This window comes from Serratia sp. Je.1.23.a, from assembly GCF_051129805.1.
GTDB classification, from domain to species: Bacteria; Pseudomonadota; Gammaproteobacteria; order Enterobacterales; family Enterobacteriaceae; genus Serratia; species Serratia liquefaciens.
Window position 1 is genome coordinate 47320 of sequence record NZ_JBCPSR010000010.1, and the last position, 17351, is coordinate 64670.

Genomic DNA, 17351 nt, shown 5'->3' on the forward strand with positions numbered 1-17351 from the left:
TCACTTCTCTGAAAAGTTGCGGCCCAATGCCCAGAGTGCGGCATATTTATTGAAGGTATATTGCGCGTTGACCACGGCTAACAGCAACCCCTGTTTACCGTCTAGAAAACCGGCACGCAACAGCCAGGTTTTGCAAAAGGCGCCAAGGGTGTGGGTCAGTATCGACAGATAGCCGCAGCGCTTGCCTGCCTGGTGGCGTTGAATGGCCCACTCTTCGGCATAACGCAGCTGTTTGCGTTGAAAGGCAAAGAAGTCACGGCAGGTCAGGTGCAGCAGATCGCCGCTAAGGGGCACCACTTTCGCCCCGTCAGTATTGAGCGACTCGTGCACCAGATTGTCATTATAGCGATAACGCCGATTGGCATACAGGCGGTTGACGCGGTCGGGATACCAGCCGCTGTGGCGCATAAAGCGCCCCAGGAACAGGTTGCGGCGTGCGCAGCTGTAGACCTTATTCTCATCTGGCGCGGCCAGCGCTTGTTCAATAGACTGGCGCAATTCCGGCGTAACGCGTTCGTCGGCGTCAATCATCAGAATATAGTCGTGGCTGGCGTAACTTTGAGCCAGTTGCCGCTGTTTGCCGAAGCCCTGCCAGTCGGTATGGGTGAATACTTTGGCACCCAAGCTTTCGGCAACGGCGACGCTGTCATCCTGGCTGCCAGAATCGAGCATGATGATTTCGTCTGCCCAGGCAACGGAGTGCAGGCAATCCGGCAGCAGCCCGGCCTCGTTCTTGGCGATAATCACCACCGACAGGCTTTTACGGTCGCTCATTTAATGGCTCCGAGGCGGCAGGTGCGGTTCCAACAGTTGCAGCAGGCGTTGCAGCGCTCCCTGATTTTGATACAGCACTTCCACCGCGTGGCGGCCGTAATAGCGACGATAGTCTTCGTCGGTGAGCAATGTAGCCACTTCCTTGACCAGTGATTCCTCGTCGGTCACGGTGATCAACCCTTCCGCTTGCGACAGTTTGGCGCAAATGTCCTTGAAGTTGAAGGTATGGGGACCCATCAGTACCGGAATGGCATGTGCCGCGGCTTCCAGCGGGTTGTGTCCGCCACGTTCCACCAGGCTGCCGCCAACGAAGGCCAGATCGGCAATGCCGTACAGCAGCATCAATTCGCCCATAGTATCGCCGATCACCACCTGAGTACCGCCGGAAGGGATTTCACCGCTGCTGCGCAGGGTGTAACTGAAACCAGCTTTTTGTACCAGATCTTTAGCGGTAGCGAAGCGTTCCGGGTGGCGAGGCACCAGGATCAACAGCAGGTCAGGGTGTTTCTCCAGCAGTTTTCGGTGTGCAGCCAGCAGAATGCTTTCTTCACCTTCATGGGTGCTGGTGGCGATCCACACCGGGCGACGCGGCGCCCATTGACGGCGTAAAGTGACCGCGCGTGCGGCCAGTTCTGGAGTAACGGAAATATCGAATTTCAGGCTACCGGTAACGGTAAGCTGTGAGCGTTTCAGGCCAAGTTCGATAAAGCGCTCGCCATCTTCCTGATTTTGCGCGGCGATCAGCGTAATGCGGCGCAGCATATCGCGGACAAAACCGCCGATTTTTTTATAACCGGCGGCTGAGCGGGCAGAGAGACGGGCGTTGGCGATCACCAGCGGAATTTGGCGCTGATGCAATGCGTTAATCAGGTTGGGCCACAGCTCGGTTTCCATGATGATGACCAGCTTGGGATTCACCTGATCCAGGAAACGGCGCATCGAGCCAGGCAGATCGTAAGGCAGATAAACGTGGTGAACGTCTTTACCGAAGGCGGACTGCACGCGTTCTGAACCTGTCGGGGTCATCGTGGTCACAGTAATCGGTAAATAGGGGTAGCGGTGGCGTAGCGCGCGGACCAAGGGGATGGCGGCCAGCGTTTCACCCACGGAGACGGAATGCAGCATAATCCCGCCCGGCGCGACTTTACCGGCGCAGAAGCCATAGCGTTCTGCCCAGCGTTTACGGTAGGCTGGAGCTTTGCGGCTGCGCAACAGTAAGCGGAGCCAGATCAGGGGTTGGATAAGGTAGAGTAGTACCTGATATAAACGCAGCAACATTCTATCAATTTCATTTATATGGGTTATTCAGAATAGTACCATAACTGGAAGGGAAAGGCGCTAATTTGGTAACCTTGGGTGTCAGTTTCAGACAACAGGCGAGAGATTTCGCTGATAGGCTTGGAATGAAGAATATTTTAATTATTCGCCGTGACAATATTGGCGATCTTGTTTGTACAACCCCGTTGATCGAAGGGGTGAAAATTGCCTATCCGGACGCCAAACTTTATCTGTTAATCAATAAAGTTAGCCAGGATGTCGTTAAAAATAACCCGCATCTGGAAAAAGTCTTTGTCTATAAAAAAGCAAAGCATAAGGCGAAAAATGAAACCACGCTGGGGGTTTATTTCGAACGGCTGATGATTTTTCTTCAGCTGCGTAAAATAAAATTCGACGCGGCCATCCTGGCCAATCCGGTACCCTGCAAGTACAGCCTGCGATTGGCAAAAATGGCCGGGGTCAGCAATATCATTGGTGCAGATTTAGGCACGCCTGATATTCATCATCCTTTCCGCAAGGCGAATTTCAGCGGAAAACATCAGGTAGAACATACCTTCAGCTACCTCTCGGCTATTACCGAACAACCCATCCCTATCCCGCCGGTGCGGGTGTTTCTGACCCCGGAAGAGCGTCAACAGGCTGCGCAGCGGTTGCAAGCCAGCTTACCGTCGGTCGAGCGGATTTGTGCCGTTCATATCAGCAGCCGCAGCCCTAAGCGGCGCTGGCCGATCGAACGCTATGCTGAAATTATCAATCGCTTACTTGCTGAACCCAACACGGGAGTCCTGATTTTTTGGTCGCCTCAGGGTACGCTGACGCCGGATGATATTGGCGATCAGAAACGTGCCGAGCAGCTGTTGGCGCTGTGCCAGAACGAGCGTGTGGTGCTGTACCCAACGGCGTCGGTGCGGGAATTACTGGCCGGTTTTGATTTATGCGACAGGGTGTTGTGCAGCGATGGTGGGCAGATGCATCTGGCTGCCGCGTTGAATAAAGATATGGTGGTGTTCTTTGGCGATACGGATAAAGAATCCTGGCATCCCTGGTCCGGCCGCTATCACATTTTGCAGACTGAATCGGGTGACTGTATTGATGTGCCCGTTGATGATGTGTGGGAAAAAATACAGGCGTTTAATTAATTAAAAATAAGGCAGGGTTTCCCCTGCCTTAATTATTTTTTGAGCGATAAATATTGCTGACAAATAGGCTGTAACCCATAGTTCAGCAGCTGTTGGTGATTAATTTCCGGGGGCGAGGCATACATTTCCGCCATTTTTTCCGCCAGCGATTTTTCATTGAGATCCGCCAATGCGTTTTCCATTCCCGCTTTTTCCAGAATTTCCGCAGGACCGCCCGGGCAACGGGTGCTGACCACCGGCGTATCGCACAGCAGTGCTTCAACCAGTACGTTGCCAAAGCCCTCACTGTCGGAGCTCAGCACCAGCAGGGATGCGTGGCGAATAAACGGGTAGGGATTGGCCTGGAAGCCGAGAAACAGCACGCGCTCGGCAATGCCCAACTGGTTCGCCAGTTGCTTCACCTGCGCGATATGGGATTCGCTGCCGGTGCCGATCAGCGCCAACGGCGCCTGTATACCCGATTGCGCATAGGCTTTCAGCAGGCGATCGTGCCGTTTGTGCGGATGAAAACGCCCAACGTGCACCAGGTAATCTTTGCCCGCCAACTCGCAGGGCTCTGCCGCCTGCTGCTCGATGCTGGCAATGTCGAACGGATTATTGATCACTTCCAGTCTGCTTGGCTGGATCGGCAGGTTCCGCTGTAAATCGTCCCCGACGGCCTTTGATACCGCAACGATATTTCTGCCTTGGTAAACCGCCGCGATTTTTCGCTGTTTCAACCAGCGATCCAGCCCCTTGCGGTGGCCCAGATAAGAGGTTGAAAGGATGCCGTGAATGCAAAACCACAGGCGATCTGACGAGAGCAGTTTGCTGCGGCTGACGATGCGATCGGTTTTATGCAGGTTGGAGAACACCAGATCATAGGCGCCCTGTTGGCGTTCGTTATCTGCGATGGCCTTGTCCAACGCGGCGGCGCGGCGAGACAGTTCGGTCAGTTTACGCCATGGCGAACGGCTGCTGTCCGCCACCACCTGGTAGTGAATGCCGGTAGGGATAGGGTAGTTACAGACATCGCGCAATGAAATCAGACTGACGTCATTGCCCATTTGCTGCATGCCCTGGCACAGCGTCAGCACCACTTTTTCTGCGCCGCCGCCAGGCAGACCGTCGATAATCATCAGAATACGCATAGTTAATCCAGCAGCCGGTTATATAGGGAAATCAGCTGTTCCGACAGGTGTGCCGGGGTAGCCGACATGATACGTAATCTTGCGGCTTCACCCATGGTGGAACCCTGAGCCTGACGTGGCAACGCGCTGATCGCCTCGATCAGCGCCGGTACGTCGAGGGCATCGGTCACAAACCCATTTTGCCCCTGAGTGATAAACTCGGCACCGCCACAGGTGGTGCTGGTGATCACCGGAAGGCCACAGGACATGGCTTCCAGAATCACATTGGGGAACGGGTCGTACAACGTCGGTAATAACAGCGCATCGGCAGCCTGGTAGAAGGGCAGCGTTTGTTTCTGCACTCCCATAAACTGCACCCGTTCGCTGCAACCGAGCGACTGCGCCAACGCCTGATAGCGTTTTTCGGCCTTATCCTTGCCTACTACCAGCAGATAGCTGTCGGTGGCCGCGACGGCGCGAATGGCGGCGGCCAGCCCTTTGCGTTCAAAACCTGAGCCGACAAAAATCAGGCAGTGCGCCTGTTGCGGGATCTGGTATTGCTGACGTAGCTGCTGTCGCTGTTCGGCATTGGCGGGCAGAAATTTTTGATTATCAATGGCGTTGTAGATCACCGTAATTTTATCGGCGGGAACGCCGAAATCATCGATGATTTCCTGTTTAATCATTTCGGCGTTGCAGATGACCGCTTTCAGCTCCGGAGCGGCGTACATCGCCCGTTCCGCACACATAACGTAGCGGTGGTAGCGGTTGGAGAACAGCCACTTGCGGCGCCATTCCGGCAGCAGGCGCGCCCGCTGCAATAACCAGCGGCGATGCACGCCATCGCCGGCGCGATAAATATCACAGCCCGGAATGCGCTCATGGCTTTGCACCAAATCGAAGCGTTCCTTTTGCCACAGGGCTCTGGCAGCGTCGGCAAAGCCGCGTTCACGGCTGATGCGGCCAAATTTCAGTGGATTGCACAGGTGGATGTGCCAGTTCGGGTTGGCATCACCCTGCCATTCGCGGGTGATGACGTTAAGATCCAGGTCCTGCTGTTCCAGCGCCTCCAGGGCGCGTGAGACGAAACGCTCAGCTCCACCGTCCGGGCGGTATTTTTGGCGAACGATCGCCAAACGAAATGCTTTCATGCCAGCGTGCTCCGCGCGGCTGCAATCACCGCGTCTGTAGGAATAAGGTCCAGATAACGTTCATCGGTGCCGGTATCAATGGCGTCCGGATCGGGCAAGGTGCCATAATCACCGGCCCATATCACATGGCCAATGACCTGCCATGGACGCCAGAACACCAGCTTGGAAGGGCCAAACAGCGCGACGCAAGGGGTCTGCAGCGCGGCGGCCATGTGCATAGGCACCGAATCTACGCCGATAAACAGTTTTGCGTGGTCGATCAGGGCGGCCAGTTGCCGCAGCGTCAGTTGCCCAGCCAGGGACACTACGCCCTGTGGCGGACAGAGCGCCAGAATGCGTGCCACCATTTCGCGTTCTTTTGGATCCGGGCCAGAGGTGATCACCAATGAGTGACCGTCGGCCTGCAACGCGCTGATGGTGGCGGCCATTTTTTCTTCGCTCCAGCATTTGAAGAACCAGCGGGAAGTGGGTTGCACCACAATGTAATCGCCGGTAATGCCCTGTTGCTGCAACAGCTGCTCGCAGGCTTGCCAGTCCTGCGATGGATAGCTCATGGTAACCTGCTGACTGACGCCTGGCAGGCCAAGCGGCTGTAACAGAGACAGGTTTTGTTCAACGGTATGCAAGCGGGCATGATCGCTGACCGGTACCAAATGCGTGTGGCAGTAGCGCCATAAAAAGCCCTGACGCTTGGGGAAATCAAATCCTAGCCGGATACGTGCGCAGGTCAGCCGGGCGAGAATAGCGCTGCGCCACTGATCGGCCAGGTTGACCACCAGATCGTAATGCCGGGCCTTAAGCTGTCGGATCAGATTCAGTTCATGACTCAGGTGCGCTTTCGTACCCTGTTTTTTCCATTGACGATCGATCACGAAGACGTTCGACAAGGCCGGATGGCTGGCCAGCATTTCCTGGGTTTCTTTATACAGCAGTACGTCGATCTGCGCCTGCGGGTAGTTTTGCTGCAGGGTATTGATGACCGGCGTGATCAGCAACATGTCGCCGTGGTGGCGAAGTTTAACGATCAAAATACGCTGAATCGAGGTATCAGGAGCAAGGGCTGGCGCGTCGTTCATCATGAGTCGCTTTCAGGGAAACCAATCTTTGATTCTAAATGACCCGATCGCATGTGGCTACTGTTGCACGGTTTTCTTGCCGTGAAGAGAAAAAATAGGCTTGGGAAGTGACAAATTGCCTTCAACGTTGTCAAAACCAGGCACTAAAGTCGTTTGCCCTGGCGAAACGCCCTGCGTAACATAATGCATTCTGTTGATATCAGGCCCGATATTTATGACCAAACCGGCATTTCTCATCACCATTGATACCGAAGGCGACAATCTGTGGCAAAACCACGATCGCATTTCGACCGATAACACGCGCTTTTTGCCGCGCTTTCAGGCGTTGTGTGAGAAATATGGCTTTAAGCCGGTGTACCTCACCAACTATGAAATGGCGATGGATGCAGAATATGTCGAGTTCGCTCGCGATGTGATTGCCCGCGGCACCGGCGAAGTGGGAATGCATCTGCATGCCTGGAACAGCCCACCGCTGACGCCGTTGACCGAAGATGACTGGCGACACAAACCTTATCTGATCGAATACCCGGCCGAACAAATCCGCGCCAAGGTCGATCACATGACCAAACTGCTCGAAGACAGCTTCCAAACAAAAATGCTCAGCCATCGCGCCGGGCGTTGGGCGTTTAACGAATATTATGCCGCCTTGCTGCTGGAATATGGTTATCAGGTGGATTGCTCGGTTACGCCGCGCGTTAACTGGCAGTACTCACCGGGCAACCCGCAGGGTAACGGCGGCACTGACTATCGCCATTTCCCATCGCAAGCCTATTTTATCGATCCGGAAAATATCGCCAGAGCGGGCGCGTCCTCGCTGCTGGAAGTGCCGATGAGCATTCAATATAAGCATTCTGCGCTGATGAATACGCTGAAGCAGGGTTACGATCGGCTGCGTGGCAAACAACGTTCGCCGTCGGTCAACTGGCTGCGCCCAAGCGGCGGCAACCTGGAAAAAATGAAGCGGGTAGCTGAGCGCTGTTTGGCACAGGGGCATGATTACGTGGAATTTATGCTCCACTCTTCCGAGTTTATGCCGGGTGGCAGCCCAACGTTTAAGACCGAGCAGGATATTGAAGTGTTGTACCGTGATCTAGAGCAACTGTTCGTCTGGCTGCAGCAGCGTACGGTTGGTATGACGCTGGCCGAGTATTATCAACTTAAAGTGAACTGAGATGTCGAAGCAATGGAAATTAAAGTTGGCGAATGCCTGTCTCCGACTTTATACAAAACTTGGTAGTAATTTTAAAGATAAGCGTTCGTTTGATAAAAGCCGTGAGTTTGAGCGTATTGTTATTTTCTCGACAACCGCGCTGGGCGATTTGATGTTTAATACTCCGGCGATTCGCGCTATCCATGAACGCTATCCCGCTGCGGAGATTACTCTGGTCTCAAGTCACAAGAATAGAGGTCTGGTAGAAACTAGTCCTTATTTTAGTAGTGTGATTTATTGGGATCACAAAGCAAAAGATATGCTCAGCGTGATCTGCCAGCTGAAGAAAAAAAGACCGCAATTGGCAATAATTCTGCACTCTAAAGCGCCTTATGATGTCATCACTGCGATATTCGCGGGTTGTGAATACGTATTTAAGGACGTCTATAAGAACGATTTGGCGGGCATGGACCAGTGGCTGACGGGCATTAGCATTCGTGGCAAGGGTCATTTGATTCAGCGTAAACTGGAGCTAGTGGGGTTATTAGGTTGTGACACTGATAACCGAGAAATGTTTATCCCTGTAGATTTTCCGCAACAGCAAAAACAGCTGAATAAAATTGTGGTGGGCTTCCAAATGGGGGCTTCTGAATCACTACGTTGTTGGCCAGTAGCCAGATTTGTCGGCTTGGCAAAAATGCTGCTGGCGCATTCTCCAGATTACAGTATCGCCCTGATTGGAACGCCGAAAGAACAAGATATTGAGTGTGAATTTATGGCGGGGTTGACGACGGAAGAGCGAGAGCGAGTGGTCAGCTATATTGGAAAAACTACCCTACCACAACTGTTGGCAGTGATGAAAAACATGGGCGTACTGGTTACCGGCGATACCGGTCCGTTACATCTGGCTATTGCGTTGAAAACGAGAACTGTCAGCCTGTTTGCGAGTGCAAATCCAGAACAAACGGGGCCCTATCAGAATCCTGAACTTCATCGGGTGATACACGTCCCGGTAGAAACACAGCAGCTGGGAGCAGAACAACGTTATCAACCCTTAAGCATCATTACCAGTCAAGAGGTGATGGAGAAGGTAATAAAGTTGCTCGGTGAATAGTCAAAGGTTTAGATAATTACAACAGAATAGCGCCATCATTGATAATGATGGCGCTATTTGATTACGGTAGGTGAGGTTTCAGTCTGGTGGACATAATGACACCCAAAGGGAACCAGAATAGATACCAGGATTCAGATGGGTTACCTACGACGAACATGCCCTGCGAGGTATAAAATAGCAGCATGAAAATAAACAGCGCTGCTTCCAATCGCATGCCGTTGCGCCGGCGTCGCAGTGTTAACATGCAGCTATAGCCCAAAACCGCGAATAACATACCCAATCCGACTAGACCACCCTTCAGTAATGATCCCAAATAAAGGCTGTGTGTAGTGGTTATATTTTCACCAGAGTAATTGGTGAAAGCCAGCTCTGAATTGAAGCCATAACCAAAATAAGGTGCTTGGCTTACCAGGTCGAAAGTATGAAGCCAGATGCTAAAACGTAAGAAACTCTGCACATGTATCTCTTCAAAACGGGCTAACACTAATTGCCCAATTTCGGATGAAAAAATTGTTATCCCAATGGCTATTAAGGCAATGAAGAAACAGGCGACATGTTTGAGTTTCAAATGTTTATAGGGTAATACCACCAGCATCGCAATCAGTAATGAAAGCACGGGTCCACGGCTTTGAGTGAGCAGCATCGTGCCTAAAAATATTGGAATGGTGAGCAAAATCATCCGGCTCTTTTTTTCGCGGAATATGATCAGGCTTAGTATCACCCCGATTCCGGCTAACCCTGCCAGATCAATCACATTTTCTGGGCCTGGATTACTTTTTGATACTTGTCTGCTGATCAAGATATCGTGATAATCAAAAGTGATTGAGAACAGGCACAGACTAGTTAATCCTAAAACAATGCATATAAACAATAAGTTACGTTGCATTCCATTAAGTATGGAGATCAGCATGGCCAAATAAATTAGCAGGTAAACGCTGTGCGTCAGGGTTGATTCGATATTGGCAGGATCGTTTGACCACAGGTTGCTAAAAGAAAAGTAAAGCAGCATTGCAGCAGTAAGGCCCAGGCCGCGACGGATTTCATTGCTACGGAAGAAAGTCAGCCGAAAGTCTTTATCAAAATAAAGAGTAATGACGAAAAAAATAGCCGAAAGATGAAACAAATTATTAACTTTCGTATAGCTATAGAAAATAGCGCTGAAAAATGAAAAAAGGAAAAAAAATACCACATACAATTTTTGTACGTAGTAAGGGTTATTTGAAAATTTCATCCGGGTCGACCTTGTCGAAAATATCATTACTGATGGCACTGGTGATGGAAAGGTTTTTTATAATAATATTCTTGGCCTTCATCAATTTGCTGGCATGGCTGAAAGAAGGCATAACTTGCACGGTAACCTTGTTTTCGAGCTCGGTTGGTAATTTATTATCTGCAGACTCATAAAATCGCGGCTGGTGGAAATTATTCATATCCAGCCCAATGATATACAACCGTTCAAAACCTAAGAAAGTCAGGATCTGTAAAGCCCAGTAAGCTACCGTTCCAGCGTCGAAGATGCCGCTGCGAATATCGTGATTGAAGGCAATATCCTTTCGATCAGTGGCGAAAATGACATCACGATTATCTTGGTAGACTGACCAGAGTTCATCATTGGTAATTTTGGGTTGATAGATTTTGTATGCAGCATCCTCTATCACAGCAAAGCGGCATTTCACTCGCTCCAGCCCGAACCTGTCGATGATTTTAGCCACGCAGTGCACCGTGGTAAACAGCGTCAGCCGTTGATCATCGATAATATCGCTGATGATTTCCGGTTTTTGATCTATAAAGCCTATATCGACAATGACATAAAATCTAAAATCCACTCTGTCGTGCAGAAAATAAGCGCCATTGACGCCCATTGCTGGCATGCTCGGAAATTTTTCCAAGTGAAGATTTTTCACTGACGGACCGGTGGCTGTTAGCAAGATATCACCAGCGAATTGTCCCTTTAAATCGGCTAACTGTTCTAGCGGTACATGTTGCTTTTTGTACCGTAGTTCGACGATTTCTCCGCTGGCAGCGCGTTTAATTTTTACGTAGGGCCAGAGATTTTCGTTATGCCGAAAAGGACGAGTGTGAGTATAGCGATATATCTGCTTGAAGAATGTTCCCATTATACGGCCATCCTTTCACAAATGAGCTCAGCAACTTTTTGTGCGGTAATGTCTGCCATACTGTTGCCATGAGTGGGGCGACAGGCGTATTGATTCTGACCGTAACCACCGATCAATCCTGGATCGGTGGGACCAAACAGCGTGATATTCGGCCTGTCTAGCGCGGCGGTCAGGTGGCTGAGGCCGGTATCAACCGAGACCACGCATTTCGCACCGGCCAGCACTTCGGCCACCTGCTGCAGACTGAGCTTGGGTAAAACCTCGACGTGCGGGAAACCTTCCGCCAGACGCAGTGCGCGTTGACGCTCGTGCTCTGCGCCCCACGGTAGTTTGATCTTCAAACCGGTTGGCTCAGTTAACGCAATCAGATCGCGCCAGTGTGTTTCCGGCCAGTGTTTCTCATCGCGGGTGGTAGCATGTAAAAACACCAGATACTGGCCGGCATCGGCCGGCAGATGGCTGAGAAAGCGGGCCGCAATGGCGTAATCGCCGACGCTGTCGGGTTTTTCATAGCCCAGGCTTTTGGCAAACAGCTCGCGCGTACGCTCAACGGCATGTTGCTGTTTGTCGATATCGTAGCGGTGGTTGTAGAACCAGCTGGCGAAGGGCTCACGGGCGCTTTTGCTGTCCTGACCGTGTTTGCTGCCTTTGGCGATGCGAGTGATCAGCGCGGCGCTTTTGATTAGCCCCTGGGCGTCGATCACCGCGTCGTAATTTCGCTCCTGCACCACGCGTTTAAAGTCGCAGCGTTGCTGGCGAGTTTCACTGCCAAACCAGTTTTTGCGCCAGCGGCGAATCGCCACTGGGATCACGCGGTCCACCGCCGGATGCCAGGTGGGGATTTGGCTGAAGCTTTCCTCAACCACCCAATCAAAGCGAATACCGGGAATGGCCTGCATGGCGTCGGTGAGCGCAGGTAGCGTGTGGAGCACATCTCCCATGGAAGAGGTTTTTACAATCAACACCTGCATGCTTATTCCTCGCTGGCGGCAAGTAACGGCGTCAGCGCGTCCAACACCTGCTGTGGCTGAATATCGATCAGGCTTTGATGGTAACCCTGATCGGCATCGCCTTTGCGTATCTTATGGTAACCGCTAATTAAGCGGATCACTTTGGCCTTGTCGGACAGCGGCGGCGTGAAGTCCGGGCTGCTCGGGCCGTACAAGGCTATCAGCGGTTTATTCAACGCCGCCGCAACGTGCATCAAACCTGAGTCATTACTGACCACGGCCGAACAGGAGGCTAACAGGATCACCGCTTGCTCCAGCTGAGTTTCCCCAGCCAAGTTCATGCAAAAGCCGCGGGCGTCGTCATCCAGCGCAGCGCGGATCTGTTCGCCCGCCTCATTATCCTTGGCGGAACCGAACAGGGCGATTTGATAACCCTGATCGATCAGCTTTTGCGCCAGAGCGGCATAGTGATAATGCGGCCAGCGTTTGGCCGGACCGAACTCGGCGCCGGGGCAAAAGCCGATGATCGGCCGATGATCGGTCAGGTTGAAGGCGGCGGTAGTTTCGGCAATCTCTTCGTCGCTGACCTGCAGTTGCGGCCACAGTAGCGGCTGCGGCAGATCTTCTGCGCGTTGAATGCGTTGTTTGTCATAGGCTAGCGCGACATAACGCTGCACCATCAGCGGGAAGGCGGCCTTGTCCAGTACGCGAATATCATTCAGCAGGCCATAGCGCATTTCCCCGCGCCAACCAACGCGCCGTGGCACCTGGGCAAAGAAGGGCACCAGCGCAGATTTGAAGGAGTTCGGCAGCACATAAGCGCGATCGTATCCGTTAGCGCGCAGGGCATGCCCGAGACGTCGACGCTCACCGAGTGCCAACGCGCCGTGGCCTAACGGCATCGACAGGGCCTGGTTGACCTCCGGCATACGCGCCAGCAATGGACGGCACCAGGCCGGCGCCATCACATCAATTTCTGCCGTCGGGTGCTCGGCCTTCAGGGTGCGGTAGAGACTTTGCGACATCATCATATCGCCAACCCATGAAGGGCCGATAACCAGTATTTTCATACCCTACGTTTGTTCCTTCAGCTTAGGCGGTGCGGTTCAACCAGGCCATGTACTCTTTCACGCCTTCGGCGACCGTTTTGAACGGTGCGTCATAGCCGGCGGCACGCAGCTTGGTCAGGTCGGCCTGGGTAAACGCCTGATAACGGCCTTTGAGTTTTTCCGGGAACGGGATGTTTTCCACTGCGCCTTTCTGATGGAAGTCGACTACCGCGTCGGCCACCGCCTGGAAGGTTTCTGCACGGCCGGTGCCGCAGTTGAAGATGCCGGAGACGCCGCTTTTCCAGAACCACAGGTTCACTGCCGCTACGTCGCCGACGTAGATGAAGTCACGCTTGAAGTTCTGGCTGCCGTCGAACAGTTTCGGGTTCTCGCCGCGGTTGATCTGGCTGTTCAGGTGGAATGCCACGCTGGCCATGCTGCCCTTGTGGCCTTCGCGCGGGCCGTAGACGTTGAAGTAACGGAAGCCGCAGATCTGCGAGTCTGCCTCCGGCAGAATTTCACGCACGTACTGGTCGAACAGGAATTTCGAGTAGCCGTAAACGTTCAGCGGCTCTTCAAACTGGCGCTCTTCGATAAACTCTTCACGACCGCCGTAGGTGGCTGCAGAAGAGGCGTACAGGAACGGAATTTCGCGATCCAGGCAGTAGTGCAGCAGATCTTTAGAGTACTGATAGTTGTTGTCCATCATGTACTTGCCGTCCCACTCGGTGGTGGACGAGCAGGCACCTTCGTGGAAAACCGCGTCGATTTCACCCAGATCGTCACCGGCCACGATATTGGCGATGAAATCTTCTTTGTCGATATAGTCGGCGATGTCGAGATCGACCAGATTGGCGAATTTGGTGCCGTCTTTCAGGTTATCTACCACCAGGATATCGCGATACCCTGTGTCATTCAGCGCTTTAATGATATTGCTGCCGATCATGCCGGCGCCACCAGTGACGATAATCATTGGGTTACCCCTGTTATTCTGCCCGGTGGGACACGGTGTCCCACGCTCAATGCCGCTTATAATAGCATTTCATGCCGCTGCAAACATCGGACGGGCTCTGAATATCCCGTGATGTCGAGCACTGCAGTACTTTGCCGTGATATCTGCTGCAATTTTCATATTCTCTCCCGCTGATTCTCGTCAGTTTGGTTACAAATCAGTAAAATATGTTGAAAACAGCCCAATCCTGGAGATAACCGAATGTCCGCGTCTTTTTATCAGCAGTTGGAACAACAACTTGAGACCACCCGTAGCGAGGGATTGTTCAAAGAAGAGCGCATTATTACTACCGCTCAGCAGGCTGATATCGCCGTAGCCGACGGCAGCCATGTGATCAATTTCTGCGCCAACAACTACCTGGGCCTGGCTAACCACCCGGCGATGATCGCGGCGGCCAAGGCCGGTATGGACAGCCACGGTTTCGGCATGGCGTCGGTGCGCTTTATTTGTGGCACCCAGGATAGCCATAAACAGCTGGAAAAAAAGCTGGCCGATTTCCTCGGGATGGAAGACGCCATCCTGTATTCCTCTTGTTTTGACGCCAACGGTGGTCTGTTCGAAACCCTGCTGGGTCCGGAAGACGCCATTATTTCTGATGCGTTGAACCATGCTTCGATCATCGACGGTGTCCGCTTGTGTAAGGCGAAGCGCTATCGTTACGCCAACAACGATATGACTGAATTGGCTGCACAGCTGGAGCAGGCCAAGGCTGATGGCGCACGGCACATCATGATCGCCACCGACGGCGTGTTCTCCATGGACGGTGTGATCGCCAACCTGAAAGGCGTGTGCGATCTGGCGGACCAATATCAGGCGTTGGTGATGGTGGATGACTCCCACGCGGTTGGTTTCGTTGGCGCCAACGGGCGTGGCACCCACGAGTATTGCGAAGTGATGGGGCGCGTCGACATCATTACCGGTACCTTGGGCAAGGCGTTGGGCGGCGCATCCGGCGGCTATACCGCGGCGAAGAAAGAGGTGGTGGAGTGGCTGCGTCAGCGGTCGCGCCCTTATCTGTTCTCCAACTCGCTGGCACCGGCGATTGTCGCCGCGTCGATCAAAGTATTGGAATTGCTGGAAGAGGGCGATGCACTGCGCGATCGCCTGTGGGCCAATGCGAGCCTGTTCCGTGAAAAAATGACCGCGGCGGGCTTTGAGCTGGCTGGGGCCGATCACGCCATCATCCCGGTGATGTTGGGTGAAGCAAAACTGGCGCAGGAATTCGCCAATGCGTTGCTCAAGGAAGGCATCTATGTAACAGGTTTCTTCTATCCGGTGGTGCCGAAAGGCCAGGCACGCATCCGTACCCAGATGTCTGCCGATCATACCCCGGAGCAAATTGAGCGTGCTGTTGCGGCGTTCATTCGTATCGGTAAAGATCTTGGCGTTATTGCATAAGGTAAAACCATGAAAGCATTGTCAAAACTGAAAGCGGAAGAAGGGATTTGGATGACCGATGTGCCTCAGCCGGAGCTGGGTCATAACGACATCATGATTAAAATCCGTAAAACCGCGATCTGCGGTACCGATGTTCATATCTATAACTGGGATGAATGGTCACAGAAAACCATCCCGGTGCCTATGGTCGTCGGCCACGAATACGTGGGTGAAGTGGTTGCCATCGGCCAGGAAGTCAAAGGGTTCAACGTCGGCGACCGCGTTTCAGGCGAAGGTCATATCACCTGCGGCCATTGCCGCAACTGCCGGGGTGGCCGCACGCACCTGTGTCGCAATACCACCGGTGTGGGCGTGAACCGTCCAGGGTCGTTTGCTGAGTATCTGGTGATCCCGGCGTTCAATGCCTTCAAGATCCCGGACAATATCTCCGATGAACTGGCGTCAATCTTCGACCCGTTCGGCAATGCGGTGCACACCGCGCTGTCGTTTGATTTAGTGGGCGAAGACGTGCTGGTTTCCGGCGCCGGCCCGATTGGCATCATGGCCGCAGCGGTATGTAAGCACGTTGGCGCTCGCCACGTGGTGATTACCGACGTTAACGAATACCGTTTGGATCTGGCGCGTAAAATGGGCGTGACCCGTGCGGTGAACGTCAGCAAAGAAAACCTGAACGACGTGATGGCCGAGTTGGGCATGACCGAAGGGTTTGACGTTGGGCTGGAAATGTCCGGTGCGCCACCGGCGTTTCGTTCGTTGCTCAATGCGATGAACCACGGTGGGCGTATTGCCATGCTGGGTATTCCACCGTCGGATATGTCGATCGACTGGAATCAGGTGATCTTCAAAGGGCTGTTTATCAAAGGGATTTACGGTCGTGAGATGTTTGAAACCTGGTATAAGATGGCGGCGCTGATTCAGTCTGGTTTGGATCTGACGCCTATCATTACTCACCGTTTCTCGATCGACCAATTCCAGCAGGGCTTTGATGCCATGCGTTCCGGCCAGTCCGGGAAAGTGATTTTGAGCTGGGATTAACAGTAAAAAGGGCCGGAATTCCGGCCCTGATTTTATGCTTTAGGTTTGTCTGGCGTTGAGTCCGTCCAGCGTTGCCACTGACGTTTAATGAAGGTCACGGCCGGCGACTGGGTCACGCTTTCGCCGATCACACTCATGACCTTGCCCGCGTTGACTTTTTCCTTCGGCAACTTGACCTTACACTGTTTGATCCCGCCATTGAACGGGTTCTTCGGCTGCGGTTTCTGCGGCTTGACCGGTGGTGGAACATAGCTGCCGCCACTACCGCCGCCCTGTGGTTCGTTCAGCAGCGAGCTGGGTTTCACCAACACGATGTCGCTTGGCAGCGTAGGCAGCATTTGCTGCAGCACTTTCACCGTCGCCGGCCGCGGGTGGCCAATGGCGATAGCGGAACCGTTGCGCCGTGCCAATTCGACCGCCCGGTTGAACTGGCGGCGAATATCGGCTTCGCTGGCCGTATCGTCCAGGAACACCTTACGCTTGATCACCTTCACATGGGTGCCGGCTGCCGCTCGAGTGGCCTGGCTGTTGCCGATGGTCATGCTGTCGAGGAAATAGAGCTGATAGCTGTCGAGCGCCTGCATGACTTTTTGCATACCGGGCAAGCTGGAGGTCATGGCGCTGCCCATGTGGTTATTCATACCTACCGCATAGGGCACATTATTGACCGCATTGCGGATAATGCGCTGGATTTCTTCGCTGCTCATGGAAGGCTGCAGCGTGTCACGCTCCAGCGGTTGCTTACTGAGCGGCGCCATCGGCATATGGATCAGTACTTCCCGGCCCTGACTGTGGGCGCGGGTGGCCATTAAGCGGGCATGGGGGGCATTGGGCAGCACTGCAACGGAGATGGCCGTCGGCATTTGCAGCACCGCACCCTCTTCGTGCGGGCGATAGCCCACATCATCGATGACGATGGAGAGTTTCCCTGCCTGTGCGGCGCAGACCTGCAGCAGACAGCCAATCAAGACGGCAGTACGGATTTTGTTATAGCGCAAA

At 53.3% G+C, this 17351-nt stretch carries 16 protein-coding genes; 5 read left to right on the forward strand and 11 right to left on the reverse strand.

Features of this window, described 5'->3' with window-relative positions; translation table 11 throughout:
- Together AAZT04_RS24340 and waaA are read right to left on the reverse strand one after the other, a co-directional pair.
- Complete coding sequence (locus AAZT04_RS24340; RefSeq protein WP_256814466.1) at positions 1–774, reverse strand: glycosyltransferase family 2 protein; 774 nt, start codon at positions 772–774, stop codon at positions 1–3.
- A complete protein-coding gene (gene waaA, locus AAZT04_RS24345; RefSeq protein ID WP_115060835.1) occupies positions 775–2052 on the reverse strand; it encodes a lipid IV(A) 3-deoxy-D-manno-octulosonic acid transferase in 1278 nt (425 codons plus the stop codon). It abuts the gene before it with no gap.
- Between the two features lie 125 nt (positions 2053–2177).
- Between waaA and AAZT04_RS24350 the strand changes: the two genes are divergently transcribed.
- Complete coding sequence (locus AAZT04_RS24350; protein WP_048762410.1) at positions 2178–3191, forward strand: glycosyltransferase family 9 protein; 1014 nt, start codon at positions 2178–2180, stop codon at positions 3189–3191.
- Positions 3192–3223: 32 nt separating this feature from the next.
- Here AAZT04_RS24350 and AAZT04_RS24355 read toward each other — a convergent pair whose 3' ends face one another.
- Genes AAZT04_RS24355 through rfaQ form a run of 3 tightly spaced genes read right to left on the reverse strand, consistent with a single transcriptional unit; the run spans position 3224 to position 6530 of the window.
- Complete coding sequence (locus AAZT04_RS24355; RefSeq protein ID WP_048762409.1) at positions 3224–4321, reverse strand: glycosyltransferase; 1098 nt, start codon at positions 4319–4321, stop codon at positions 3224–3226.
- A 2-nt stretch (positions 4322–4323) separates the two neighbouring features.
- Positions 4324–5451 carry a glycosyltransferase family 4 protein gene (locus AAZT04_RS24360; RefSeq protein WP_434682110.1) on the reverse strand — a complete coding sequence of 376 codons (1128 nt, stop codon included), beginning with the start codon at positions 5449–5451 and terminating at the stop codon, positions 4324–4326.
- Positions 5448–6530: a putative lipopolysaccharide heptosyltransferase III gene (rfaQ, locus tag AAZT04_RS24365; RefSeq protein WP_262259582.1), complete on the reverse strand. Its 1083-nt coding sequence runs from the start codon at positions 6528–6530 to the stop codon at positions 5448–5450. The genes AAZT04_RS24360 and rfaQ overlap by 4 nt, the downstream gene beginning before the upstream one ends.
- 211 nt (positions 6531–6741) lie before the next feature.
- Between rfaQ and AAZT04_RS24370 the strand changes: the two genes are divergently transcribed.
- Positions 6742–7698: a polysaccharide deacetylase family protein gene (locus AAZT04_RS24370; protein WP_176984641.1), complete on the forward strand. Its 957-nt coding sequence runs from the start codon at positions 6742–6744 to the stop codon at positions 7696–7698.
- 1 nt (position 7699) lies between these two features.
- The gene (locus tag AAZT04_RS24375) at positions 7700–8791 is read left to right on the forward strand and encodes a glycosyltransferase family 9 protein (protein WP_434682111.1); all 1092 of its coding nucleotides are present in this window, start codon (positions 7700–7702) and stop codon (positions 8789–8791) included.
- 61 nt (positions 8792–8852) lie between these two features.
- Here AAZT04_RS24375 and AAZT04_RS24380 read toward each other — a convergent pair whose 3' ends face one another.
- Genes AAZT04_RS24380 through rfaD form a run of 5 tightly spaced genes read right to left on the reverse strand, consistent with a single transcriptional unit; the run spans position 8853 to position 13880 of the window.
- Positions 8853–10022, reverse strand: a complete 1170-nt coding sequence (locus AAZT04_RS24380; protein WP_048762399.1) for an O-antigen ligase family protein — start codon at positions 10020–10022, stop codon at positions 8853–8855.
- Positions 10006–10908, reverse strand: a complete 903-nt coding sequence (locus AAZT04_RS24385) for a sugar glycosyltransferase (protein WP_116691552.1) — start codon at positions 10906–10908, stop codon at positions 10006–10008. The genes AAZT04_RS24380 and AAZT04_RS24385 overlap by 17 nt, the downstream gene beginning before the upstream one ends.
- Positions 10908–11879, reverse strand: coding sequence for a lipopolysaccharide heptosyltransferase RfaC (gene rfaC, locus AAZT04_RS24390; protein WP_116691553.1), 972 nt, complete (start codon positions 11877–11879; stop codon positions 10908–10910). The genes AAZT04_RS24385 and rfaC overlap by 1 nt, the downstream gene beginning before the upstream one ends.
- A 2-nt stretch (positions 11880–11881) precedes the next feature.
- Positions 11882–12928, reverse strand: a complete 1047-nt coding sequence (gene rfaF, locus AAZT04_RS24395) for an ADP-heptose--LPS heptosyltransferase RfaF (RefSeq protein ID WP_020837591.1) — start codon at positions 12926–12928, stop codon at positions 11882–11884.
- 22 nt (positions 12929–12950) lie between these two features.
- Complete coding sequence (rfaD, locus tag AAZT04_RS24400) at positions 12951–13880, reverse strand: ADP-glyceromanno-heptose 6-epimerase (protein WP_020837590.1); 930 nt, start codon at positions 13878–13880, stop codon at positions 12951–12953.
- A gap of 240 nt (positions 13881–14120) precedes the next feature.
- Here rfaD and kbl point away from each other — a divergent pair, with 240 nt between their 5' ends.
- Both kbl and tdh read left to right on the forward strand, forming a co-directional pair.
- Positions 14121–15317, forward strand: a complete 1197-nt coding sequence (kbl, locus tag AAZT04_RS24405; protein WP_262259578.1) for a glycine C-acetyltransferase — start codon at positions 14121–14123, stop codon at positions 15315–15317.
- 9 nt (positions 15318–15326) lie between these two features.
- Positions 15327–16352, forward strand: a complete 1026-nt coding sequence (gene tdh, locus AAZT04_RS24410) for an L-threonine 3-dehydrogenase (RefSeq protein ID WP_044554904.1) — start codon at positions 15327–15329, stop codon at positions 16350–16352.
- 32 nt (positions 16353–16384) lie between these two features.
- On the opposite strand, the gene AAZT04_RS24415 is transcribed toward tdh, so the two are convergent.
- Positions 16385–17350, reverse strand: coding sequence for a divergent polysaccharide deacetylase family protein (locus tag AAZT04_RS24415; RefSeq protein WP_115060818.1), 966 nt, complete (start codon positions 17348–17350; stop codon positions 16385–16387).
- Between the last annotated feature and the right edge of the window lies 1 nt (position 17351).